16 protein-coding genes are annotated in these 24,166 nt (G+C 36.2%); 2 read left to right on the forward strand and 14 right to left on the reverse strand.

Annotation, left to right across the window (positions count from 1 at the left end; all coding sequences use genetic code 11):
- Window positions 1-687 precede the first annotated feature (687 nt).
- The gene (gene mtaB, locus D1003_RS08070) at window positions 688-2,034 is read left to right on the forward strand and encodes a tRNA (N(6)-L-threonylcarbamoyladenosine(37)-C(2))-methylthiotransferase MtaB (RefSeq protein ID WP_153936402.1); all 1,347 of its coding nucleotides are present in this window, start codon (window positions 688-690) and stop codon (window positions 2,032-2,034) included.
- Between the two features lie 53 nt (window positions 2,035-2,087).
- Here mtaB and argS read toward each other — a convergent pair whose 3' ends face one another.
- From argS to D1003_RS08085, 3 genes are all read right to left on the reverse strand, one after another.
- Window positions 2,088-3,851 (reverse strand): arginine--tRNA ligase, encoded by a 1,764-nt coding sequence (argS, locus tag D1003_RS08075; protein ID WP_153936403.1) that lies wholly within the window; start codon window positions 3,849-3,851, stop codon window positions 2,088-2,090.
- Window positions 3,852-3,920: 69 nt separating this feature from the next.
- On the reverse strand, window positions 3,921-5,435 hold the full coding sequence (locus tag D1003_RS08080) for a SusD/RagB family nutrient-binding outer membrane lipoprotein (RefSeq protein ID WP_153936404.1): 1,515 nt from the start codon (window positions 5,433-5,435) through the stop codon (window positions 3,921-3,923).
- A 13-nt stretch (window positions 5,436-5,448) separates the two neighbouring features.
- Entirely contained in the window at window positions 5,449-8,409 is a 2,961-nt protein-coding gene (locus D1003_RS08085) for a SusC/RagA family TonB-linked outer membrane protein (RefSeq protein ID WP_153936405.1), read from the reverse strand.
- A gap of 131 nt (window positions 8,410-8,540) precedes the next feature.
- Between D1003_RS08085 and D1003_RS08090 the strand changes: the two genes are divergently transcribed.
- Entirely contained in the window at window positions 8,541-9,125 is a 585-nt protein-coding gene (locus D1003_RS08090; RefSeq protein WP_153936406.1) for a ribonuclease HII, read from the forward strand.
- 103 nt (window positions 9,126-9,228) lie between these two features.
- Here D1003_RS08090 and yidC read toward each other — a convergent pair whose 3' ends face one another.
- The 11 genes from yidC to D1003_RS08145 form a co-directional block, all read right to left on the reverse strand.
- A complete protein-coding gene (yidC, locus tag D1003_RS08095; protein ID WP_153936407.1) occupies window positions 9,229-11,019 on the reverse strand; it encodes a membrane protein insertase YidC in 1,791 nt (596 codons plus the stop codon).
- Window positions 11,020-11,102: 83 nt separating this feature from the next.
- On the reverse strand, window positions 11,103-12,719 hold the full coding sequence (locus D1003_RS08100) for a CTP synthase (protein WP_153936408.1): 1,617 nt from the start codon (window positions 12,717-12,719) through the stop codon (window positions 11,103-11,105).
- 141 nt (window positions 12,720-12,860) lie between these two features.
- Window positions 12,861-13,892 (reverse strand): recombinase RecA, encoded by a 1,032-nt coding sequence (gene recA / locus D1003_RS08105; protein WP_052911811.1) that lies wholly within the window; start codon window positions 13,890-13,892, stop codon window positions 12,861-12,863.
- A gap of 96 nt (window positions 13,893-13,988) precedes the next feature.
- Window positions 13,989-15,071: a DNA polymerase IV gene (gene dinB, locus D1003_RS08110; protein ID WP_079208501.1), complete on the reverse strand. Its 1,083-nt coding sequence runs from the start codon at window positions 15,069-15,071 to the stop codon at window positions 13,989-13,991.
- A gap of 84 nt (window positions 15,072-15,155) precedes the next feature.
- The gene (locus D1003_RS08115) at window positions 15,156-15,926 is read right to left on the reverse strand and encodes a succinate dehydrogenase/fumarate reductase iron-sulfur subunit (protein ID WP_004918231.1); all 771 of its coding nucleotides are present in this window, start codon (window positions 15,924-15,926) and stop codon (window positions 15,156-15,158) included.
- A 23-nt stretch (window positions 15,927-15,949) separates the two neighbouring features.
- Complete coding sequence (locus D1003_RS08120; protein WP_014938048.1) at window positions 15,950-17,962, reverse strand: fumarate reductase/succinate dehydrogenase flavoprotein subunit; 2,013 nt, start codon at window positions 17,960-17,962, stop codon at window positions 15,950-15,952.
- A gap of 62 nt (window positions 17,963-18,024) precedes the next feature.
- On the reverse strand, window positions 18,025-18,693 hold the full coding sequence (locus D1003_RS08125; protein ID WP_013446918.1) for a succinate dehydrogenase cytochrome b subunit: 669 nt from the start codon (window positions 18,691-18,693) through the stop codon (window positions 18,025-18,027).
- 160 nt (window positions 18,694-18,853) lie between these two features.
- The gene (locus tag D1003_RS08130) at window positions 18,854-20,584 is read right to left on the reverse strand and encodes a ComEC/Rec2 family competence protein (protein WP_311709983.1); all 1,731 of its coding nucleotides are present in this window, start codon (window positions 20,582-20,584) and stop codon (window positions 18,854-18,856) included.
- Window positions 20,585-20,680: 96 nt separating this feature from the next.
- Window positions 20,681-21,118 carry a hypothetical protein gene (locus D1003_RS08135; RefSeq protein ID WP_153936409.1) on the reverse strand — a complete coding sequence of 146 codons (438 nt, stop codon included), beginning with the start codon at window positions 21,116-21,118 and terminating at the stop codon, window positions 20,681-20,683.
- Complete coding sequence (locus D1003_RS08140) at window positions 21,118-22,746, reverse strand: acyl-CoA carboxylase subunit beta (RefSeq protein ID WP_153936410.1); 1,629 nt, start codon at window positions 22,744-22,746, stop codon at window positions 21,118-21,120. The genes D1003_RS08135 and D1003_RS08140 overlap by 1 nt, the downstream gene beginning before the upstream one ends.
- A 106-nt stretch (window positions 22,747-22,852) precedes the next feature.
- Entirely contained in the window at window positions 22,853-24,046 is a 1,194-nt protein-coding gene (locus tag D1003_RS08145; protein WP_153936411.1) for an endonuclease/exonuclease/phosphatase family protein, read from the reverse strand.
- Window positions 24,047-24,166 lie beyond the last annotated feature (120 nt).

A 24,166-nucleotide genomic window follows, 5' to 3' on the forward strand; every position in this document is an offset into this window, starting at 1 on the left:
GTTGTTAATTGTTAAATGGTTGGTGGCTATTAGAGCTTGGAGGTTCAGCGGTTCAAAGTTTAAAGTTCTGGGGGTGTAGTTCAATAGCTCCGATGATTCCTTGAATATTTGAACTTTAAACCTTAAACTAAAGCTCTTTGAACTCATAAGAAAACGCCTTTCCCCTCTAAACACACACAAAACGAGAGGAAAGGCTAAGGCAGAAAGACAGCAAAAACTCCCTTTCTGAACGCTAAAAGCACCCAACAAGAACGACCAAGTTGTAAGACAAAACAATGGTGCTTTTAGCAAATATTGATGAAAACTAAAATTAGAATAGGATAAACACGAAAAGCCCCCAACAAAAATTGGCGGAACATTTATAATTAACGATAAAAATCTAGATAAAAAGTAGTATAATACGCGTACGCACGTAACTATTCTGTGTGTGTGTTTGCACAATTATTTGGAACTACCAAATTTTTGTGTAAGTTTTTTTCAGTTTCTTGTATGTGGTTGATAGTGTACTGCATAAACTGGGGCAAACTTATAACCTTTTGTTAAAGTACACAAGTTTTTAGAGAGATTTTATTCTCTAAAAATTTACCACATCTCAAGTTAAAGCCTCACTACTCCCCTAAAGTATCCCAGCTACGGATAGTTTTTATCTATATAAAAATCACTAAATTTGCAGACTTAATTTTTGTCATGAGTGCTAATTCTAAAACAGCGGCTTACCATACTTTAGGCTGTAAACTTAATTTCGCTGAAACTTCCACCATCGCCAGACAACTGTCTGATGCGGGTTATCAGAAAGTAAGCTTTGATGACAGAGCCGATGTCTATGTAATCAATACCTGTTCGGTAACAGAAAATGCCGACCGTGAGTGCAAAATACATGTAAAAAGAGCTATGAAAGCCAACCCCGAAGGATTGGTAGTGATTGTCGGTTGTTATGCTCAGCTAAAACCCGAAGAAATTTCTAAAATAGAGGGCGTGGATTTGGTATTGGGAGCTAAAGAGAAATTTAATATACTAAGCTACTTAGAAGATTTAGAAAAAGCTCACAACGAGGGTATCGTTCATTCTTGCGAAATAGAGGAAGCTGATTTTTTCATTGGTTCTTATTCCATAGGAGACCGCACGAGAGCCTTTTTAAAGGTGCAAGACGGCTGCGACTATAAGTGTACTTACTGCACCATACCTCTAGCACGAGGTATTTCTAGGTCTGACACTATAGAGAATGTGATTAAAAACGCTCAAGAAATCGCTGCTAAAGACATCAAGGAAATTGTTTTAACAGGAGTGAATATCGGTGATTATGGCAAAGGGGAATTTGGTAATAAGAAACACGAACATACTTTTCTAGACCTCATCACAGAGTTGGACAAAGTAGAGGGGATTGAACGCATTAGAATTTCGTCTATAGAGCCTAACTTATTGAAAAATGAAAGTATAGAACTGGTTGCCCAAAGCAAAAGGTTTGTACCTCACTTTCATATCCCGTTGCAATCTGGTAGTGATGAACTCCTCAAAAGAATGAAACGCCGCTACCTCACTAAGCTGTATAGAGATAGAGTAGACACCATAAAATCTGTAATGCCTAACGCTGCCATTGGGGTAGATGTAATTGTGGGCTTCCCTGGAGAAACGGAAGAGCGTTTTTTAGAAACCTACCATTTCCTAAATGAATTGCCTATCTCTTACCTCCATATCTTTACTTATTCTGAAAGGGAGAATACCGAAGCCGTGGCAATGGACGGCGTAGTACCTATCTCCGAAAGAAAAAAGAGGAACAAAATGCTTAGGATTCTGTCCGAGAAGAAAAAGATGGCTTTTTATCAGTCTCAACTTGGGAAAACATTGCCTATCCTTTGGGAACACGAAAATAAAGACGGTATGATGTTCGGCTTTACGGAAAATTATGTAAGGGTAAAGAAGCCTTTTGACCAAAGTTCCGTTAATCAAATAGAAACATTAAAACTCAACAAAATAGAAGCAGACGGCACAGTATCGGTCAGTTCTTCTTTTGAACAATTTTTAGAAAATGCCTAAAAAACAAAAGCCTCACAAATTTGTGAGGCTTTATTGTTGGTTTTAATTCTAATTTACATTCTGTTTACCACACCAATGCCTAGTAATTCTAGGCCTCTCTTAATGGTTTTTGCTGTAAGAGCAGACAATTTCAGACGCAAGTTTTTAACCGCTGCATCTTCCTGATTAAGGATAGGATTGTTCTGATAAAAAGAATTGTACGACTTTACTAAATCATAAATATAATTAGCCAATTGTGCTGGACTAAGCGTCTCTGCCGCCTTAGAAACTACCGTTTTAAAGTTGCCCAAATGTGTTATAAGCTCTTTTTCATAAGCATTGATTTCTATATCCTCGGCTAAATCCTGTGGTTCATAACCAGCTTTCTCTAACAACGATTGGATTCTCGCATAAGTATATTGGATAAATGGTCCTGTGTTACCATTAAAGTCTATACTCTCCTCCGGATTAAACAACATCTTTTTCTTAGGATCTACTTTAAGCATATAGTATTTAAGTGCTCCCTGCCCAACAATCTCGTAAGAACGCTCCTTATCTTCTTCTGGCAAATGTTCTAGTTTCCCTAGCTCTTGAGCTTTTTCTTTAGCCGTGAGGTACATTTCCTGCATCAAATCGTCTGCATCTACCACTGTTCCCTCTCTTGATTTCATCTTTCCGTGCGGCAACTCCACCATTCCATAAGAAAGGTGATACAGATGCTCTGCCCAATCGTAGCCTAGTTTTTTCAAGATTTTAAATAGCACTTGGAAGTGATAATCTTGTTCGTTTCCTACGGTGTAAATCAGTTTTTGTATATCGTTTTGTTTGAAGCGTTCCACCGCTGTTCCTAAATCCTGTGTCATATAAACGGAAGTACCATCACTACGCAATAACAACTTTTGATCTAAGCCCTCATCGGATAAATCACACCACACTGAGCCGTCCTCTTTCTGATATAATACTCCTTTAGAAAGCCCTTCTTGTATTAAATCTTTCCCTAATATATAGGTATTACTCTCGTATTGGATTTGGTCAAAATCAACACCTAATCTTTTATAAGTTTCTCCAAAGCCATCGTAAACCCATTGATTCATCTTCTGCCACAATTCACGCACCTGAGGATTTTCTTGCTCCCAATCTAGAAGCATCTTTTGTGCTTCCACAAAAATTGGAGCTTGCTTTTTAGCTTCGTCCTCTCCTAAGCCATTTTCTACAAGATGTTGGATTTCTTTCTTGTATTCTTGGTCAAATTTAACATAGTAATTTCCTACTAGTTTATCTCCCTTCAGCCCTGAATCAGCAGGGGTTTCACCATTACCAAACTTTTCCCACGCCAACATAGACTTACAAATATGGATTCCTCTATCATTAACAATTTGAGTTTTGATAACATCGTACCCTGCTTCTTTCAGTATTTGAGCAACTGAATAACCCAAAAGAATATTTCTAATATGCCCTAAATGGAGTGGTTTATTAGTATTAGGAGAAGAATACTCTACCATTACGGTTTGGTTCTTAGGTGTAACTGTTCCAAAATTTCGCTCTTCTGCTTTAAAACTTTCTATGAAATATTTATTTTTAACTTTAAGATTGAGAAAACCTTTAACTACATTAAAGCCTTCTACAAAATCACTAGAATTTATTAAAGCCTCGCCTATCTCTTGCCCCAACGCATCTGGGCTCTTCTTAAGTTGTTTCACCAAAGGAAATATTACCACCGTAAAATCTCCTTCAAAATCTGTTTTATTTTCTTGTACCTCCAAAGTTATATTTTGAAGCCCATATACAGACTCCACAACTTGAGCAATACTTTCTCTTATATATTCTTTAATATCCATTAACCATTTTGTTTTAACTCTGCAAATATACGCAAATAAAAAACCACCCCGAAAGGTGGTTTGATTACTTTATTTTAACCAAAATGGTGAAAACTGATTAATTGTAAATGCATCTTCAACAGTCATTTTGGGTACATTGGCAGAGTTAGATGTGTATTCAGAAGCTGGATACACCAGTCTATACGGTTTATTTGCTCTTTGAGCATTTTCTGCTAAAGGTGTCCTAGGATAGCCTGTTTTAATATAATTAATATATGTTTCTATGCCATGATAATTAGTTAATGCAATCCATCTTTGATATTGAATTGCCTCTAACTTATCGCTTGAGCCAGCCCACCCCATACCAGATTTACTATCAATAGCAACTATATATCCAGCAGCTCTATCACCAACACCATGAAATTGAAAAGATGCCTCAATACCCTTATAAAAATGCTGTTGAGCATTAGAAAAATAGGAAGGATATGCTATTGCAGCATCAGCCTGTAAAAATTCACTTTCACTATTTAGCATTAAATATCCATCCATGGAAGAGCCCTCATTCGCATCTTTCATAAAATTCCCTCCTATCCACGAGAAAGTTGATTCCTTTTTAGTAGCATCTTTGGGAGAACCTTGTACTACACCAACAACTTTCCCACTCCTAAGACTGAATAGGGAAGAAGCACGAGGATCCTCCACTCCAGAATCAGTACCATTCAGTTTGTTTGCTATATGCGCAGATGCCTTATATAATCTCCATCCATATGTATTCACTGTTCCATCTACTTGTCTAATACCAATTGCACTATACAACGGATTTTGGTTACTAGAAGTTGCTGCACTATATCCTGGATTAATCGTTACATCAAAATCTATAAATGATGCCCCTACTAGTGTCGGAAGCTGACTCATAACAAATGCCCTAGCAGCAGCATCGGTAGTCTTAGACTGCCTCACTAAGTATCTAAGTTTTACAGTATTAGCAAACTTTTTCCATTTCCCCATATCTCCCCCCATAATCACATCTTCATCTGGGTTTACTTTATTAGCATCTGTAGGGGAAGTAGAGTCAATAAGATTCAGAGCTTCGTTAATTTCTAAAACCAAAGCCTTATATACATCTTGAGCTTTATCATATTTAGCAGCAACATTAGATTGACCTTTAAATGCTTCTGAATAAGGAACATCATTGTATAAATCAACAATGTACTGCATATAATGAGCTTTAAGAATTTTAGCTATAGCTCTATGATATGGCAAAGATTTTGAGGATTCAGAATCTATAATACTTTGTAATCTTGCTACAGAAATATAAGTATTATTCCATATACTTTGATAAAAACTTGCGTCAATATTCAAGTTTGTTTCCTTAGTTAAAGGATTCCCAAAATAATAAACATTACCTGACCATGAATTCATAAATACATTCCCTAACAAATTCATAGACGATGCCTGCACAGCGTAGGTTGATGTCTCTGCTGCAGAAAGCCTTTGCCTTGCCGAAACTTGATCCAACGAAGGATGATTAGGGCTAATATTATCATCTAATCTACACGATATCAACGACAAACCAACCAACGAGGTTAAGATATATTTTCTCATCTTACTTTATTTTTTAAAATTTAACATTTAGTGACATACCATAAGTCTTTACAGACGGATACTGACTTCCTGAAGCGTAGCCTTGTGCATTACCCGTAGTATTTGAAGTCTCAGGATCGTTATAATTCAAATTATCCTTAGCTAATTTTATAAATGGATTTCTTGCATGTAACCCAAACGTTACTTCTCTCAAACCAGAATTTTTAACTAATTCCTTTGGTAAAGTATAGCTTAATGAGAGTTCTCTTACTTTCAATGCCGTAGCGTCTATAATAAAATTTTCTCCAATTCTATTGTATATACTAGAATAATAGGTACTAACATCAGCATAGCTGTTCCCTCCTGTTTTTACAGTAGTGTTAGGAGTATAAGCCCCAGATACTGGATCTTTGTATGATGAGTTCGGCATTACAAAACCTCCTTGATTTCGATCAAATTGCCCTGATTCATACAAACCTCCATTGAACGCCATATCTGCCGCAACACCTGCGAAGAAATAATGTCCTGTTCTATAATCTAATACAGCCCCTAACCTAAGTCCTTTAAATTCCAGTGATGTAGTAAAGCCTAAAATGTGTTTTGGCGCTGTTGTGCCAAATTCTCTTAAATCCTGAGTATATAAAGGATTACCTGTATTATAATTAACTATTACCCTACCGTTTTCATCCCTTTGATAAGCATTGGCTTTAATTAGAGGAAATAACCATCCCTTTTTAGCATAAATACCAACCATTGAATTGGAACCTAGATTTACTTCATCAGAATCATCTGTCACTTTTAGGATTTCAGACTCTGCTCTAGCGTATGAAAAATTTAGTTCCCATTTAAAATCACGACTCCTAACTGGTGTTAAACCTAAATCAACTTCAAAGCCCTTAGTTCTCATCTCTCCAACATTTATCAAACTCCTAGTAATACCTGAAGTATTAGATGTTGATTGATAAGTAATCAAGTCTTTTGTATCCTGTTGATAAACTGACCCACTTAATGTTATTCTATCTTTAAAGAAACCTAAATTAACAGAGACTTCTTTACTAATCACAAACTCTGGTCTAATATTTTCACTAGTTGGTCCCGTCTGGTTAACAAAACTTAGACCTCCTCTTGAATAAGGATACCCTGAACCCACTACTGCATAAGGATTAACATCATACCAACCAATAGAGCTTGAGTTACCTACTTTTGTCCAGTTTGCCGATAGTTTCATATAATTTAGAACATTTCCGCCGAACCCTTTAAATGCCTTAGTAGGCACAAATGATAAACCTACTGACGGGTAAAAATAAGAATTGTTATTCTTCGGAAGAACAGAAGACCACTCATTTCTTGCTGTTGCGTTCAAGAATAAGAAATCTCTATATGCTAAATCAACATTAGCAAAGAATGCATAACTATTCATATGATACTCTCCATTACTAAGAGAACTTGGAATAGCTGGTTTTTTAATATTATACACAGTATATAATCCTGGTACATCTAATAAATCTCCTCCAGCGGTATTTACATTATATGTTCTATCCTGATAATTATGACCAACATTAGCCTTTAGATTAATATTGTCGTTAATATCATAATCAAAATTAACAATCAAATCACCATAATAGTTTGATGTAAAACTACCACTTTTATAAAGCCAAGATGCTTGCCCCTTGACACTTGGGGACATATAATTATCCCAATCATCTCCATATCTAAGTCCTGTTGTTGTTGTATTCTGTAAGTTGGCAGTATATTTTACCGAAATATTTTTATTGAGCTCATAACCAATCCCTGCCGTAGCATTAAAGAAATTACTTTGATTATTGTATCTTATATGCTTTATAACCCAATAGGGATTTCTATAATATACATTCCAAGCAAACGCTACATCTGGATAATTTTTATACATTGTAATAGGCGCATCTGCTGAAGACTGCAACAAATCATGATACAAACCAGAATCTGTCTCAGACATTTTCTTTTTGATGTAATTAAAGCTTCCTTCAACAGTCCACTTACCCATCTTAACACCTCCTTTAAACAAAGCTGATGTTCTATCCAATCTATCATCTTGTACCACAAAATCTCTTCTCATATGCCCTAAAGATAACAAGGCATACTTCCCGTTTTCCCCAGCATTCAAAGTAATATCATTTGAAAAAATAGAACCTACATTGAAGAAATCCTTAACATTATCCCTTCCAAAAGGAGCATACTTACTAAATATAGATGCTGGCGAATCTCCTCCTTCTGTATAATCTGAAGCATCAAAAGTTATTTCTCCATTCCCATCATAGTCATATAGTGGTAACCCATAAGGAACCACCCTATCCTTCCATTTAGAATCTGAAAATGCTGGTCCCCATGCACCATTTTCAACATTAATTTTAAGTCCATCCCAACCTTGACCGTAATTCCTTTGGCGTTTTGGAAGGTAAGCAACCGTCTGAAAATCAACAGTCCCACTATACGAAACATTTATTTTCCCATTCTTAGTTCCATTCTTCGTATTAACAATAATAACCCCATTCACCCCCTGAGCACCATAAAGAGCCGCCCCTTGCGCTCCTTTAATCACGTTAACCGACTCAATAACCTCTGGTGGCAACTGCTGAAAAACTGAAGCACTAGAAATCACATTATCTATTACCACTAGGGCTTGATTATTACCAGTAATAGAACGTCTCCCCCTTAGTACAATACTATTGGAATCCTGCACCCCACTATTAGTTTGGTCAATTTGTAAACCTGATACTTTACCCGCTAATGCCTGAATAGCATTTGAGTTACCAGCTTGATTAAGTTGCTCTGCATTCACGACTTGCTGAGTAGATGTCACTGCATCTGCTTTTTTCTTTATACCTAAAGCACCAGTAATCACCACTCCTTCAATGTCTTTTGTTTTTACTGTATCCTTCTTTACCTTCTGTGCATCTATTGTTACAAAAGATGAAGTAAGAACTACAGCTAAAACGCTTGTTGTTAATTTCTTCATATCAAAATAAATTTTTCACTGAACAATTTTATAACATTATCTTAACATATGCAATAAGTAAGTTAAATTTTCTTAAAAAAGTTTACTTTTGCGAAAGTAATAATCACATATTTTATTTTTAATTGATCTTTATGAAATTGATAAAAAAATGGTCTGAAAATTATATAGAAGCAGGTTGTGATGAGGCAGGGAGAGGATGTCTATGTGGTCCCGTGGTTGCAGCAGCGGTTATTTTAGATGAAAATTTTGAACAAAACCTCATCAATGACTCCAAAAAACTTAATTTTAAAACAAGAAATGAACTTGATTTATATATTAAAAATAATGCTTTAGATTATGCTATAGCAGAACTCTCTCCTGCTTTTATTGATGAACATAATATTCTAAATGCAAGTATACACGCTATGCATCTTGCTTTAGATAAACTAACCATTCGTCCAGAACTTATTTTAGTAGATGGTAATAGGTTTAAGCCCTATCCTTTCACGCCACACGAGTGTATTATAAAAGGAGATTCTAAGGTTTTATCTATTGCTGCAGCTTCTATTTTAGCCAAAAACTACAGAGATCATATTATGATTAAACTCCACGAAGAATATCCAGAATATGGCTGGAACAAAAACTTTGGTTATGCTACTAAACAGCACCGAGAGGCTCTTAATAAACTAGGTCCTACCATACATCACCGAAAATCCTTCAGATTAGACTATAATTAAAAATATGATAAAAATCATTTCTTTAGTTTAACAAATTGTTAATAAAAAAATAACCTCAAAATTATCGGTTTTGAGGTTATTTATAATGGTTCTAAATTTTTTTTTACTTGCGTTTAGCTCTCTGTTGCTCCTGTAATCTTTGTTGTTCTTGAGCTTTTTCCATCATTTCACGCATCCTTTTTTGGAACTTACCTTCCTTTTTAGGCTTCGCTTTGTTAGCCTGAATCTGTGCATGAATGGTTTTTTCGTCCAAAATCCAGTATTTAATTACTAGAATAATGATAATATTGATACCGTTAGACACAAAATAATACCAAGACAATCCAGATGCCGCGGAGTTCAAGAAGAATAAGAACATTATTGGAAAAATATACATCAGAGGCTTCATATTAGGCATGCCTTCCTGCGTTGGTTGTTGCATATTACCTGCTGTCATCACTGTATATACCAATAATACCGCCGTACAAGCTAAAGCAAGAATACTGATATGCTCTCCTAAAAATGGAATATGGAACGGTAGCTTTATTAAATCATCATAAGCCGTTAAATCGGTAGCAAACCAAAAGCCTTTCCCTCTTAAATCTAACATATTAGGGAAGAAACGGAATAATGCATAGAATATAGGAATTTGTAACAATGCTGGCAAACACCCCGCTAACTGATTAACACCAGCCTTTCTATACACCTCCATCACTGCTTGTTGCTTCTTCATTGGGTCGGCGTCTTTGAGCTTAGCATTTACTTCTTCTATTTCGGGACGAATCACTTTCATCATTGCACTCAACTTATGCTGTTTGTACATAATTGGAGAAAGTACTACTTTAACTAAAATCGTCATTAGGAAAATAACCCAACCTGCAGCTATCCCCCAAGATGAAATCATATTATACATCGGGATAAATATCCAACGGTTCATCGTTCCTATAAAAGACCACCCCAGCGGAATAATTTCATCAAAGTTCTTATCAAAAGTCTTTAATAATTTTAAATCCAACGGCAAAAAGTACCACGAAAAACTTTGATTAAATTCTCCTCCTGTAATTTCCAACTCTCCGTTGAAATCAAATTTCTTAAGATATTCCCCTTCCTCAATCATATCCTGATAACCTGTGGAGTTTTTAAACCCATTCTTGGCTTCTATAATAGGTGTAAAAAACTGCTGTTTAACCGCTAACCAATTTAAAACTTCTTTAGTTTCGTCCATAGAAGTTCTGGCATCATAGTCGGTGCTTTTATAATTATTAAAAGCGTAAACAAACTCTGTATGTTGTTGCTCCTGAGCTCTACCTTTTTCCTGCTCTTTAGGTGTATAGTTCCAAACGAAACTTGCTTTATCTCCAGAAACAATAGACGACAACCCTTTAGTCGCTACTTGAAAATCAACCTGATAATCTTTTAAAGTATAAATAAACTGTACAATAGCTCCACCGTTTAAGGCACTCGTCATAGTTACCGTATTCCCATTAACTTGAGACGTAAACACCAAATCTTTGGTGTTAATCTCTTTGCCTGATTTATCTTTAAATTTAAAACCATACGAAGAATTATTACGCTCTATAAGATATAATGGTAAGTCATTTTGGTTGGTTTTCTTATTATAAGCTTTATAATTATTCATCAATAGAGAAGAAATCTGACCTCCAAGTCCACTAAACTCCACCGATATTTTATCATTTTTAAGGCTTACTTTTTGTATTTCGTTAGCTTTAACAGGCAGATTGGTGGCTTTTACAATATTGTTAGTAGCTCCTACCTTCTGCTCTGTGGCAACTTGTTGTTGCTCTTGCCCAGTCTGTTGCTTTTGAAAGTATAACATTACTCCTAATAAAAATAGAGTAAATACCACAAAACCAATTAACTGATTTTTGTCTAATCCATTATTCTGTTGCATCATCAATAAATATATTTTTCAGTTAGAAATTTTATTAAAGGAAATTTCCTTTTTTTCAGACTGCGAATTTAAGTTTTTTAATTTAATTACTTCCCTTTATGTTCAACCGCTGCTTTTACCAAGGCTTTAAACAATGGATGCGGTGTTGCTACAGTACTCTTATACTCTGGGTGATACTGCACTCCAATATAGAATGGATGCTCGTTAAGTTCTAACGCTTCCACTAAACCTGTATCTGGATTGAATCCTGTAGGAACTAGACCTCTGTCTTCATAGTCTTTTTTGAATTCACTATTGAACTCATAACGATGACGATGACGCTCCGAAATGTTTTTGCTATCGTAAATCTCCGCCAATTTAGAACCTGATTTAAGGGTGCATTTCCAAGCTCCAAGTCTCATAGTACCTCCTTTTTCCACTACATTCTTTTGTTCTTCCATTAGAGAAATCACAGGGTAAGCCGTAGTAGTATCAAACTCCATAGAGTTAGCCTTTTCGTAGCCTAGTAGATTTCTAGCAAATTCAATCGTCATAATCTGCATTCCTAAACAAATTCCTAGAAGAGGAATTTTATGTTCTCTCGCATATTGAGCCGCAAGAATTTTTCCTTCTATACCTCTATCTCCAAACCCAGGAGCTATCAGCATAGCATCTACTCCTTTAAGGATTTCCGAAACTTCACCTTCCTCTAAATCTCCACTATATACCCAACGGATATTGACCTCCGTTTCCAAGTCTGCCCCAGCGTGTATAAATGCTTCTGCTATAGATTTATAAGAATCTTGTAAAGACACATACTTACCTACTAATGCTATCTCTACCGATTTTTTAGGATTTTTATATTTCTTTAAAAATGTTTTCCAGCTTTTTAAATCAGCTTCAGTATCATTCTTAAGGTCTAGAGCTTTTAGAACCACCTCATCAAATTTTTGCTTCTGTAGTTCTATTGGAACTTGATAGATGGTTTCAGCATCCATACACTCTATCACATTGTCGCTAGGTACATTACAGAATTGAGCTAACTTAGCACGAACATCTTTCGGGATTTTATGCTCCGAACGACATACCAATACATCTGCTTGAATGCCACTTTCCATAAGTTGTCTCACAGAATGTTGAGAGGGTTTAGTTTTAAGTTCGCCACTTGCCGCCAAATAAGGCAAAAGAGTTAAATGAATTACCATTGAGTTGCGTTCTCCTAACTCCCACTTAAGTTGCCTTACAGACTCTATATAAGGTAGAGACTCTATATCTCCCACAGTACCACCTATTTCGGTAATAATAATATCATAGTTCTTTTGAGCAAGAATTTTAATTCTTCTCTTAATTTCATTGGTAATATGCGGAATTACCTGCACCGTTTTGCCCAAGAAATCTCCCTTTCTTTCCTTCTCTATAACGGTCTGATAAATCCGTCCAGTAGTTACATTGTTATTTTGAGAAGTTGGGGCGTCTAGAAATCTCTCATAATGCCCTAAATCTAAATCAGTTTCTGCACCATCTTCGGTTACATAACACTCGCCGTGTTCATACGGATTAAGAGTTCCTGGATCTATATTGATGTAAGGGTCTAACTTTTGAATAGTTACTTTAAAGCCTCTGGATTTTAGTAATAAGCCTAGTGATGCAGATATAATGCCCTTTCCTAGTGAAGAGGTAACACCTCCTGTAACAAAGATGTATTTAGTATTTTTTTTACTCATTAGTTTAGGTTTGTGCAAAGTTATAATAAATGAATGATGTGGACAATCTTAATGAAAAATTTATCCTAAATAAAGTCCTCATCAAATATAAAAAACTCCGATGATTCTACCATCGGAGTTTTTAGTTGTATTTTAATAATGCTATTTAGCTTGTAATTTCTCTCTGATTTTTGCTTCTAGCTCTTCTGCAAGTTCAGGATTATCTTTGATGAGTTCTTTCACCGTATCGCGCCCTTGTCCCAGTTTTGTATCCTGATAACTGAACCAAGAACCACTCTTTTGGATAATATCCAAATCTGTAGCCACATCTAAAATTTCACCAACTTTAGACACACCTTCTCCGTACATAACATCAAATTCAGCACTCTTAAATGGTGGAGCTACTTTATTTTTAACCACTTTTACTTTAGTTCGGTTACCTATAACTTCGCCAGATTTATCTTTAATCTTACCTGTATCACTCAACGAGCGTCTGATATCTATCCTTACCGAAGCATAGAATTTAAGAGCGTTTCCTCCCGTTGTTGTTTCAGGACTCCCAAACATTACTCCAATTTTATCTCTCAACTGGTTGATGAAAATTACAGTACATTTTGTTTTAGAAATAGAAGAGGTTAACTTTCTAAGTGCTTGAGACATCAGCCTTGCGTGAAGCCCCATTTTAGAATCCCCCATATCTCCATCAATCTCTGCTTTAGGCGTAAGTGCCGCCACAGAGTCCACCACTACAATATCCACTCCTCCAGAACGGATAAGGCTATCTGCAATTTCTAATGCCTGCTCTCCATTATCTGGTTGAGACACGATAAGCTCTTCTAGATTGATACCTAATTTTTCGGCATAGTGCATATCAAAAGCGTGTTCTGCATCTATAAATGCTGCAGTTCCTCCTGCTTTTTGAGCTTCCGCAATTGCGTGAAGCGTTAATGTAGTTTTACCAGAAGATTCTGGACCGTAGATTTCTACAATTCTCCCCTTAGGATAACCGCCTACCCCTAAAGCTAAATCTAGCCCTAAAGAACCTGACGGAATCACCTCTATATTATGGTCTACCGTACCATCACCTAGTTTCATAACGGTACCTTTACCGTAGGTTTTATCTAGTTTTTCTAATACGGCTGCTAATGCCTTTTTTTTATCATCGTTAGGACTTGTTGTTTCAGTCTTTGCCATTGTTAATATAATTTACCCCAAAAATACAAAAAAGAATTAGACTACAATAACATCATATTCATCATCTTGTTTTACAAATATAACCAAATATTTGATTTACAAATCTTTAAATGGAATTTTAAGCTGCACATAAACTTTTTTATGTGATGGCGTATTCAAACTAGACAAAGATAATCCTAAAAGCCGAATAGCTTTATCATAAGGACGAAGACTCCACAAAAATCGAGCAGTTTGATACATTTTTTCCTCTGTTTCAAAATACAAATCTTGAGTTTTGGAGCGCGTAAAAAGTGAAAAATCTTTGTACTTTATTTTAAGTGTTAGTGATTTACCTTTGACTTGCTTTTTCTCTATTCTTTCGTATAATTCTTGGGTTAATCTCATCAATTGCTTATCTATATCTTGCTCGGTATCAATATCATCTGCATAAGTATGCTCTACCCCTACACTTTTGGCAATCCTATGAGGTTTAACCTCACTTCTATGTATGCCCCTCACAATATCATAATAATGCCCTCCCATTTTTCCAAAATGAGTTACCAAATACTCCAAAGTCTTTTCTTTTAAATCTTTGCCTTTGTAAATTCCCAATTGATACATTTTGTTTGCCGTTACATTTCCTATCCCATAAAACCGCTCTATGGGAAGGTTTTCTAAAAAGGAAAGCACTTTAGTTGGATGAATTGTTTTCTGTCCGTTAGGTTTATTGATATCAGAAGCTACCTTAGCCAAAAATTTATTTACCGAAATCCCCGCCGAGGCTGTAAGTCCAGTAGTTTCAAATATCTTTTGTCTTATTTCTTTAGCTATTAAATTAGCCGAAACTATACCCTTTTTGTTATGGGTAACATCTAAATATGCTTCGTCTAGCGAAAGAGGCTCTACCAAGTCGGTATATTCAAAAAAGATAGCTCTTATCTGTTCGGAAACTTCTTTATACCTATGAAATCTAGGTTTAACAAAAATTATCTGTGGGCATTTTTTCTTTGCTACAACACTAGACATCGCCGACCTTACGCCGTACTTTCTCGCTTCGTAACTTGCAGCAGCCACAACTCCTCTATGCTCTCCTCCTACCGCCACAGGTTTCCCTTTGAGTTCAGGAAAATCTCGTTGCTCCACAGAGGCATAGAAAGCGTCCATATCTATGTGTATGATTTTTCTGTAAAACTGCTCCACAGAACAAATATAATGGATAACCACATAAAAAAATCGCTTTTTGTTATAAAAAGCGATTTTTCTTTTATTTTAAAAAGCGTAGTCTTATTCTGCACTAGAAAGCGTTGCACATAGGAACTCCCTGTTCATTCTTGCAATGTTTTCAAGAGAAATTCCTTTAGGACATTCTACTTCACAAGCTCCAGTGTTAGAACAGTTACCAAAGCCTTCCTCGTCCATAGCTGCTACCATTTTAAGAACTCTTCTCTTAGCCTCTACTCTACCTTGTGGTAATAGTGCATACTGAGATACTTTAGCCCCCACAAATAGCATTGCAGAACCGTTTTTACACGTTGCCACACAAGCACCACATCCTATACAAGCCGCAGCATCCATTGCTTTATCTGCATCTTCTTTAGGTACCGGGATACTGTTAGCATCGGTAGTATTACCAGAAGTATTTACAGAAATAAATCCTCCTGCAGCCATAATTCTATCAAAGGCACTTCTATCTACCACCAAGTCTTTAATTACCGGGAAAGCAGCACTTCTCCATGGCTCTATATGAATAGTTTCACCGTCTTTAAACATTCTCATATGTAGCTGGCAAGTTGTAATCCCTGTATCAGGACCATGAGCTCTACCATTGATGTATAACGAACACATACCGCAAATACCCTCACGGCAGTCGTGGTCAAAAGCAACAGGCTCTTTACCTTCGTTTACTAAATTTTCATTGAGCATATCTAACATCTCCAAGAATGACGAATCAGGAGAAACATCAGAAATCTTATAAGTTTCAAATTGCCCTTTTGATTTATTATTTTTCTGTCTCCAAATTTTTAGAGTCAGGTTTAATCCTTTTTTTGCACTCATTTTATTATCGTTTTTATTGGAGATTATTTATAACTTCTTGTTTTCACTTCTATATTCTCGTAAACCAGTTCTTCTTTATGCAAGACTTCCTGATTGATGTCCTCTCCTTTATATTCCCAAACTGCAGCATACTTATAGTTCTCATCATCTCTCTGTGCTTCTCCGTCTGGAGTAGAGTATTCTTCACGGAAGTGTCCTCCGCAAGATTCGTTTCTGTTAAGTGCGTCCATCGCCATAAGCTGACCTAGCTCCAAGAAATCCGCTACACGGAATGCTTTTTCTAGTTCAGGATTCATACCATTAGCTTCCCCTGGAACTCTTACATTTTGCCAGAAATCTTTTCTAATTTCTTCAATTTCTTGGATAGCTTCTTTCAAGCCTTGCTCGTTTCTAGCCATACCCACCTTGTTCCACATTACATTTCCTAGTTTCTTGTGGAAATAATCTACAGAGTGAGTTCCGTTATTATTGATGAAGAAATTAACTTTCTCTTGTATCTCTTTCTCTGCTTGCTCAAAAGCTGGTGTATCTGTAGGAATTTGCCCTGTTCTAATATCCGCAGAAAGATAATCTGCGATTGTATAAGGCAGTACGAAGTACCCATCAGCTAAGCCTTGCATTAGAGCAGAAGCTCCAAGTCTGTTAGCACCGTGGTCTGAGAAGTTAGCCTCACCAATCACGAAACAACCTGGTATTGTAGACATCAAGTTATAATCTACCCAAACACCACCCATAGAATAGTGTACCGCTGGATAAATCTTCATTGGCGTTTTATACGGATTATCCGCTGTAATCTTTTCGTACATTTGGAATAAGTTCCCATACTTCTCTTCTACCCAAGCTTTACCTAAATCGTAAATTTGTTGCTCAGTAGGATTATGTAGGTTTCTTTCTAAAGCCGCTTCCTTACCTTTCTTCATTATTTCGGTAGAGAAGTCTAGGTAAACCCCTTCCTTAGTTTCGTTATTTTCGATACCAAAACCAGCATCACAACGCTCTTTAGCAGCTCTAGAAGCCACATCACGAGGCACTAAGTTACCAAACGCTGGATATCTTCTCTCTAAATAATAGTCTCTATCTTCTTCTTTGATATTTTCAGGTCTTAACTTACCTTCTCTAATAGCCACCGCATCTTCTATCTTTTTAGGAACCCATATTCTACCAGAGTTTCTTAAAGACTCAGACATCAAAGTCAGTTTAGATTGCTGTGTCCCGTGAACAGGAATACAAGTAGGGTGTATCTGAACGAAACAAGGGTTTGCAAAATAAGCTCCTTTCTTATGGATTTTCCAAGCTGCAGAACAGTTAGACCCCATAGCATTTGTAGAAAGGAAATAAACATTACCATAACCTCCAGAAGCAATAACCACCGCGTGTGCAGAGTGTCTTTCTATCTCTCCAGTTACTAAGTTTCTTGCAATAATCCCTCTTGCTTTTCCGTCAACAATTACCAGTTCCATCATTTCATGACGGTTGTACATTTTAATTCTACCCTTACCTATCTGACGGCTCATTGCAGAATAAGCTCCTAGTAGAAGCTGCTGACCTGTTTGTCCCTTAGCGTAGAATGTTCTCTTTACTTGAACCCCGCCGAAAGAACGGTTGTCCAATTGACCTCCATAATCTCTTCCAAAAGGAACCCCTTGAGAAACACATTGGTCTATAATATTAGCAGAAACTTCCGCTAGACGATAAACATTAGCCTCTCTAGCACGATAGTCTCCCCCTTTGATAGTATCGTAGAACAATCGATAGATAGAATCTCCATCACCTTGATAATTTTTAGCAGCGTTAATCCCTCCTTGAGCCGCAATAGAGTGAGCTCTTCTAGGAGAATCTTGATAACAAAATGCCTTCACATTATATCCCTGCTCTGCTAAAGTAGCAGCGGCAGAACCACCTGCTAACCCTGTTCCTACCACGATAACATCTATCTTATCACGGTTGTTAGGGGCTACTAGGTTCATGTGATTTTTATGATTTTTCCACTTGTCCGCTAATGGACCTGCTGGAATTTTAGAATCTAATATACTCATTTTTAGATATTTTAAATTAAATGATTTAAATTTTAAATTGACAAAAACTTAAAATCTAAATTTTATTGAGTTACGAAATGAAATACTGCCACAAATATAAAACCTAGTGGAATAAGGATAGAATACCACTTCCCTAAAGCCATAATACAAGGTGTATATTTAGGGTGTCTAGCGCCTATAGATTGGAACGAAGATTGGAAACCGTGTGCTAAGTGTAACCCTAAAAGCACAAAAGAAACCACATAAAAAGCCACTCTAACAGGGTTAGAAAACTTCTCATGTAATTCTTCCCAAAAACGAGCAACATCGCTAGGATCTCCTTCTCCAGGAATATACTTGTAAGTCATCTCATGCACCCAAAAATCATACATATGAAGTGCTAAAAATGCTAAAATAACTGCTCCAGAAATAATCATATTTCTAGACATCCACGAAGAGTTAGCCTTAGCCCCATTCACTGCGTATTTCACAGGTCTAGCTTTGTTATTTTTAGCTTCTAATACAAACCCCATCACAAAATGAAAAAACACAGCAAAAATCAAAATCGGCTGCATTAAAAATTGTACAAAAGGATTGTATCCCATAAAATAAGACGCTTGGTTAAACGCACTTTCGCTAAAAACAGAAAGCATATTAACCGAAAGGTGCATCACTAAAAACACTAACAAAAATATTGCTGATAGTGCCATTGCATACTTTCTACCAATCGTAGAACTTGTTAAACCTGCCATATTGAGTTTATTATTTTAAATTTTCACAAAGTTAAAAAAATGTTAAGTTTCTTAAAAATGAGAAACATCAGAAATACATAGTTTATAATCTTTCTAAATAAAATATTTAATACACCATAAAGGCTATTGAGACGGATACTTTTTCCCATTAAAAATAACCTCATTTACTTCTAGACATCATTTTTATTTTATAACTTTTAGCTCTTTTAGAAATTACATAAGGTTTTATGAGATTACTTTCTAACGTTTCTAAATTATCTTTATCCACCACCCAAAAATACACCTCTCCTTTATCCAAAACAGAGAACACTTTAGTACGATAATGGTAATGCCACCTTGCTTCTTTATCATGATAAGCTCTAATATCTAGCCACATTTTAATCCCGAAAAATAAAAGTACAGAAAACATCAACCTCATAAAACCTCTCCATGTAAAACGAATCAATATTTCTCTTAGGAAATAAAGCCCTACCGCCCAAACACCCATCTCCCAAATACTCAACGGTATGTCTTGAAAAGACCCTACCTCTATTTTACCAAAGAAACCTATCAGCCATAGCAACGCTTTAATTAACCAATCATAAGTAAAAGATAGCCAACTCCAATAAATCCCTAAGCCAAAAACAATCGTCATTAAAAACGATAGTATAATCACAATTTCCATTAAAGGAAGGACTAAAAGATTAGCCAAAATAGACCACGCTGAATACTGGTGGAAATAATAAATCACAATAGGCATAGTCCCAAGCTGTGCCGCCGTGGACATCGTGAAGGTATAAAGCAATAGTTTTTGAATTTTGTTTCTAGGATTTGGAAAAAGACGAATCATAGGTCTATTAAACCAATAAATTCCCAATACTGCCGAAAAACTCAATTGAAATCCCACCGAAAACAACTCTTGTGTATCCACCATCAAAATCCCTAATCCTGCCAAGGCTAAAGAATCCAAAACTTGCGGTTTCCTTTGCAGAAGGACAAAACCAAAATAAACCGTAAGCATAATACAGGCTCTAACAACAGAATTTCCCCAACCAATAAACCAAGCAAAAGCCCAAATTAATGACAAACTAAGTAACATTACACCAATCCGAAATCTAACAGGCAACACTAACCTCAACAGCATATAGACCACTCCGAATATAATTGCTATGTGCGTCCCCGAAATAGCCAAAATATGTGCCAAGCCACTTCGCCTAAAATTGGAATTAGTGCCTGCATCTACCTCTGTTCTATCGGCTAATACAATTCCTTTTAGGAAAGCTCTAGTTTGCTGTGAAAGTTTTTCGTTTTTATCTATATTACTAAGGAATTCCAGTCGCCATTGTTTCATTTTTTCGGAGAAAGTGAGCTCTGATTTTGGAGCTTTACGTAAATCTTTGGCATAGGCTCTATAATATACGCCTTTCCTTGCTTGAAATTTGGCATAATCAAACTGGTAATTATTCTTGGAAGACTCCAACGGATATAGACTTAGTTGAGACTGATAGTAGTGCTTATAATCCAAATCTTCCAAATCCTTTGGAACAGACAAAACTGCTTTGAAAAGTTGTTTTTGATGAAAAACTGTTATTTCGTAGCGTTTATTTTTAGCCGTTGAATTCAGCTTTTGGTCAATTTTAAAAACGAGGTCTTCCTTTTTAGAAACACTCGGCAAAACAGATTTTTCCGAATTAAGGTAATGAGTAAATACTCCAAAACAGAGAAAAAAGATATTAAGTAACCAAATTCTGCCTCGAACTAACCAATCCGCTTTTACCCAAATCAATCCAAGGCTAATAGCTCCTAATGTGGTTATAATATTAGACTGTTGCCACGAAAGTTCACTAAGGTCTTGCAAAAATACACCTAATGAAAAACTTATAAAAAGGCTAAAGAGAATTTGCTTTTTCACTTTGATAAACAAACTGACACAAGATACCAAATTAATCTAAAAAATCAATTCAGCCAAACAAAATTTCATTTAATTATTAACTATCTAACAGCAAATTTAGTATACCTCACCATTAAAAGTATATGTACAACAACTGCAAAATTTTTGCATATTGAATTTATTTAATTCAGGAGTACATTTTTGTAAAATATTGTTTTCATCAACGAATAGCCCTGAAAAATAACTAGACTCTCCTATTCTCACAAAATCTTGCTTTTCATCTTCCGTTAATGCTACCATCCAAAAGATAGGCTCAGTTCTATCAAGTCGTGATTTAGCCTCATTAAAAACACTGTCCCAATCTGAACCTACTTTTGATAGCAAAAATCTAAAGAGCGGAGTATAGTCTAAGCCTCTTTCCACTCCCCTCTTCATTTTTCCTTTACCACCTTGTTGATTTTTATCTCTTCTATTATAATCTTGCCCGAAGTGATGCCGAACACCATAGGTAGTTGTATTTACTTTTCTAAATAGCTTTTTCTTTTCCTTATTCATTACACTTGAATAACCCCTAAATTAAATTTCTCTGTAATAGGCGAATGATTAGCTGCCTCTATCCCCATAGAAATCCATTTTCGAGTATCTAACGGACTAATGATAGCATCTGTCCACAACCTTGCTGCCGCATAGGTGGCTTCAGTTTGTTTTTGATATTTTTTTGATATTTCTTGTAAAATTTCGTTTCGGTCTTCTTCGGTAATTTCTTTACCTTTCTTTCTAAGTGTAGCCTCTTGTATCTGTGCCAATACTTTAGCCGCTTGAGCCCCACCCATTACCGCAAGGTCTGCCCAAGGCCAAGCTACAATAAGGCGAGGGTCGTAAGCCTTACCGCACATAGCATAGTTACCTGCTCCATACGAATTACCTGTAATAATGGTAAACTTAGGTACCACAGAATTAGATACCGCATTTACCATTTTAGCACCATCTTTTATAATACCACCGTGCTCTGATTTAGACCCTACCATAAAACCTGTTACATCTTGTAAAAATACCAATGGAATTTTCCTTTGGTTACAATTGGCAATAAATCGGGTTGCTTTGTCCGCAGAATCAGAATAGATAACACCTCCGAACTGCATTTCTCCCTTACCACTTTTTACCAATTTCCTTTGGTTAGCTACAATCCCCACACTCCAACCGTCTATCCTTGCCGTAGCACATATAATAGATTTACCATAATCTGGCTTATACTCCTCATACTCCGATTTATCTACTAGACATTTTATAATTTCATAAGTATCGTATTGTTCTGATCTAGCTGCAGGTATAATACCAAATATATTTTCAGAATTTTCTTTTGGTAAAAAACTTTCCGTTCGGTCAAACCCTGCCTTTTCAAAATCTCCGATAGATTTCATTATGTTTTTAATTCTATCCAAAGCATCTTTATCATCTTTAGCTTTATAGTCAGTAACTCCAGAAATAGAACAATGCGTAGTAGCTCCGCCCAAAGTCTCGTTGTCTATACTTTCTCCTATCGCTGCTTTTACTAGATAGCTTCCTGCTAAAAATATAGACCCTGTTTTATCTACAATCATCGCTTCATCACTCATAATAGGTAAATACGCCCCTCCTGCAACACAGCTTCCCATCACTGCAGAGATTTGAATAATCCCCATAGCACTCATTTTGGCATTATTTCTAAATATCCTTCCGAAATGCTCTTTATCAGGAAAAATTTCGTCTTGCATAGGCAGATAAACTCCTGCCGAATCTACCAAATAGATAATAGGCAAACGGTTTTCCATCGCAATTTCTTGAGCTCTAAGATTTTTCTTACCCGTAATTGGAAACCACGCTCCAGCCTTTACCGAAGCATCATTAGCCACTACAATACACTGCTTACCAGAAATGTACCCTATCTTAACCACTACACCAGCACTAGGACACCCCCCGTGTTCTTCATACATTTCAAACCCTGCGAAAGCCCCTATCTCTATGCTATCTTTATTATCATCTAAGAGGTAATCTATACGCTCTCTAGCCGTCATTTTACCTTCGCTTCTGAGTTTTTCTAAGCGTTTTTCTCCCCCTCCTTTCTTTATTTTAGCTAATAACTGATTGATTTCTGAAAGTTTCAATCGGTTTAAATCTTCATTTTTATTGAATTGCAAATCCATAGGTTTCCTATTTTTTTTAGTCCTTAAAGATAATAGTTTTTATGAAAACAAAAAAGAGGTTGCCCTAAACTAAGACAACCTCTTATTTATTTATAAGATAAGCACTCTAATTAACTTCCTTGTAAAGTATTGTAAACACAGGAAAGTGATCGCTATATCCTCCTGTAAATTTATCCCCGTCCCAAGAACGGAACGGATACCCTTTAAAACTACCTTCCTTGTTGATAAGATAAGCAGGTGCATAAACTTCCGTTCTAAAAATAGAATAAGAAGCATCTTTTGGACTAACCAAATTTTCAGAAACTATAATTTGGTCGAACAAGTTAGGAGCATCGCGATATGCTAAAGACGCCACCCCCTTCTTATACAAAGGATACATTAAGTTTAGATAAGGATATTCTGGGCTTAGTTCTTTGGTACTTCCTACTGCTTTTAAGTAATTCTTCAAACTACTACTAATGGGATCATCATTAAAATCTCCCATAGCTATCAATTTGGTATTAGCATCTAAAGCCCTTACACTATCCATCTGTACTCTTAGCAACTGAGCCGCAGCATTTCTTTTAGGAAGAGAAACGGCTTCACCTCCTCTTCTAGACGGCCAGTGATTGACAAAAAAAGCAACTTTCTCTCCGTCTAAATATCCGGAAACCACCAACAAATCACGAGTATATTCTCTCTTTCCTTCCTCATTGTATATTTTGAGTTCTTTTTTAGTGCTATAAGTAGGGCTGAATCTTCTTTTCTGATAAATAAGTGCTACATCTATCCCCCTGTAATCATAGGAATTATAATGAATTACTCCATAATCAAATTTCTTTAACGCTGGTTGTTTTACCAAATCTTCCACTACTTGGCGATTCTCCACCTCAAGAAGCCCCACCACTACTGGAGCGGTCTTGGTAACCGAAGCTCCTAGCTCAGAAATAACTCTAGCAGCATTAGCTAATTTTTGATTGTAAATACTTGAGTTATAGTTTTTAGCACTCTTCGGCGTAAATTCGTCCGAAGAACCTTGAAAACGTACCACTTTTTTACCTATAAGCTTAGAATCCGACCACTCACCTCGATAATCCTCACGCTCCAAATACTTTACCGAATCTAGTGGTATACTTCTATGGAAACGAGGGTGATTAGGAGCTAGCGTTCCGTCTATATAATCTGCAGACTGAATGGTGTCCCAAAGGTTTTCTACATTATAGAACCCCACAGTTGCCATTCTTTTCAACTTTCCAGTTTGAGAAAAACCAGTAAAAAAAAGTCCCAATACTAATAAAGAGAATATCTTTTTCATCTTCATTTATTTTTAAGTTTTAATATCAAAGCAAAGTTAGTGATTTTGAGGCGAACAGTAGATTAAAATTAATTTTAATTAACATCGCATAAGACACCAACATCGATAAACCCCTTATCCAATGGC

The organism is Riemerella anatipestifer, assembly GCF_009663465.1.
Taxonomy (GTDB): domain Bacteria; phylum Bacteroidota; class Bacteroidia; order Flavobacteriales; family Weeksellaceae; genus Riemerella; species Riemerella anatipestifer_C.

What these genes read in the sequence shown, in the direction of transcription:
- recA (WP_052911811.1), bottom strand. Translation starts at nt 13,892, where the DNA reads ATGGCAAAGACTGAAACAACAAGTCCTAACGATGATAAAAAAAAGGCA.
- D1003_RS08140 (WP_153936410.1), bottom strand. Translation starts at nt 22,746, where the DNA reads ATGGATTTGCAATTCAATAAAAATGAAGATTTAAACCGATTGAAACTT.
- D1003_RS08135 (WP_153936409.1), bottom strand. Translation starts at nt 21,118, where the DNA reads ATGAATAAGGAAAAGAAAAAGCTATTTAGAAAAGTAAATACAACTACC.
- D1003_RS08085 (WP_153936405.1), bottom strand. Translation starts at nt 8,409, where the DNA reads ATGAAGAAATTAACAACAAGCGTTTTAGCTGTAGTTCTTACTTCATCT.
- D1003_RS08100 (WP_153936408.1), bottom strand. Translation starts at nt 12,719, where the DNA reads ATGAGTAAAAAAAATACTAAATACATCTTTGTTACAGGAGGTGTTACC.
- yidC (WP_153936407.1), bottom strand. Translation starts at nt 11,019, where the DNA reads ATGATGCAACAGAATAATGGATTAGACAAAAATCAGTTAATTGGTTTT.
- D1003_RS08090 (WP_153936406.1), top strand. Translation starts at nt 8,541, where the DNA reads ATGAAATTGATAAAAAAATGGTCTGAAAATTATATAGAAGCAGGTTGT.
- argS (WP_153936403.1), bottom strand. Translation starts at nt 3,851, where the DNA reads ATGGATATTAAAGAATATATAAGAGAAAGTATTGCTCAAGTTGTGGAG.
- D1003_RS08145 (WP_153936411.1), bottom strand. Translation starts at nt 24,046, where the DNA reads ATGAAGATGAAAAAGATATTCTCTTTATTAGTATTGGGACTTTTTTTT.
- D1003_RS08115 (WP_004918231.1), bottom strand. Translation starts at nt 15,926, where the DNA reads ATGAGTGCAAAAAAAGGATTAAACCTGACTCTAAAAATTTGGAGACAG.
- D1003_RS08080 (WP_153936404.1), bottom strand. Translation starts at nt 5,435, where the DNA reads ATGAGAAAATATATCTTAACCTCGTTGGTTGGTTTGTCGTTGATATCG.
- mtaB (WP_153936402.1), top strand. Translation starts at nt 688, where the DNA reads ATGAGTGCTAATTCTAAAACAGCGGCTTACCATACTTTAGGCTGTAAA.
- D1003_RS08125 (WP_013446918.1), bottom strand. Translation starts at nt 18,693, where the DNA reads ATGGCAGGTTTAACAAGTTCTACGATTGGTAGAAAGTATGCAATGGCA.
- D1003_RS08120 (WP_014938048.1), bottom strand. Translation starts at nt 17,962, where the DNA reads ATGAGTATATTAGATTCTAAAATTCCAGCAGGTCCATTAGCGGACAAG.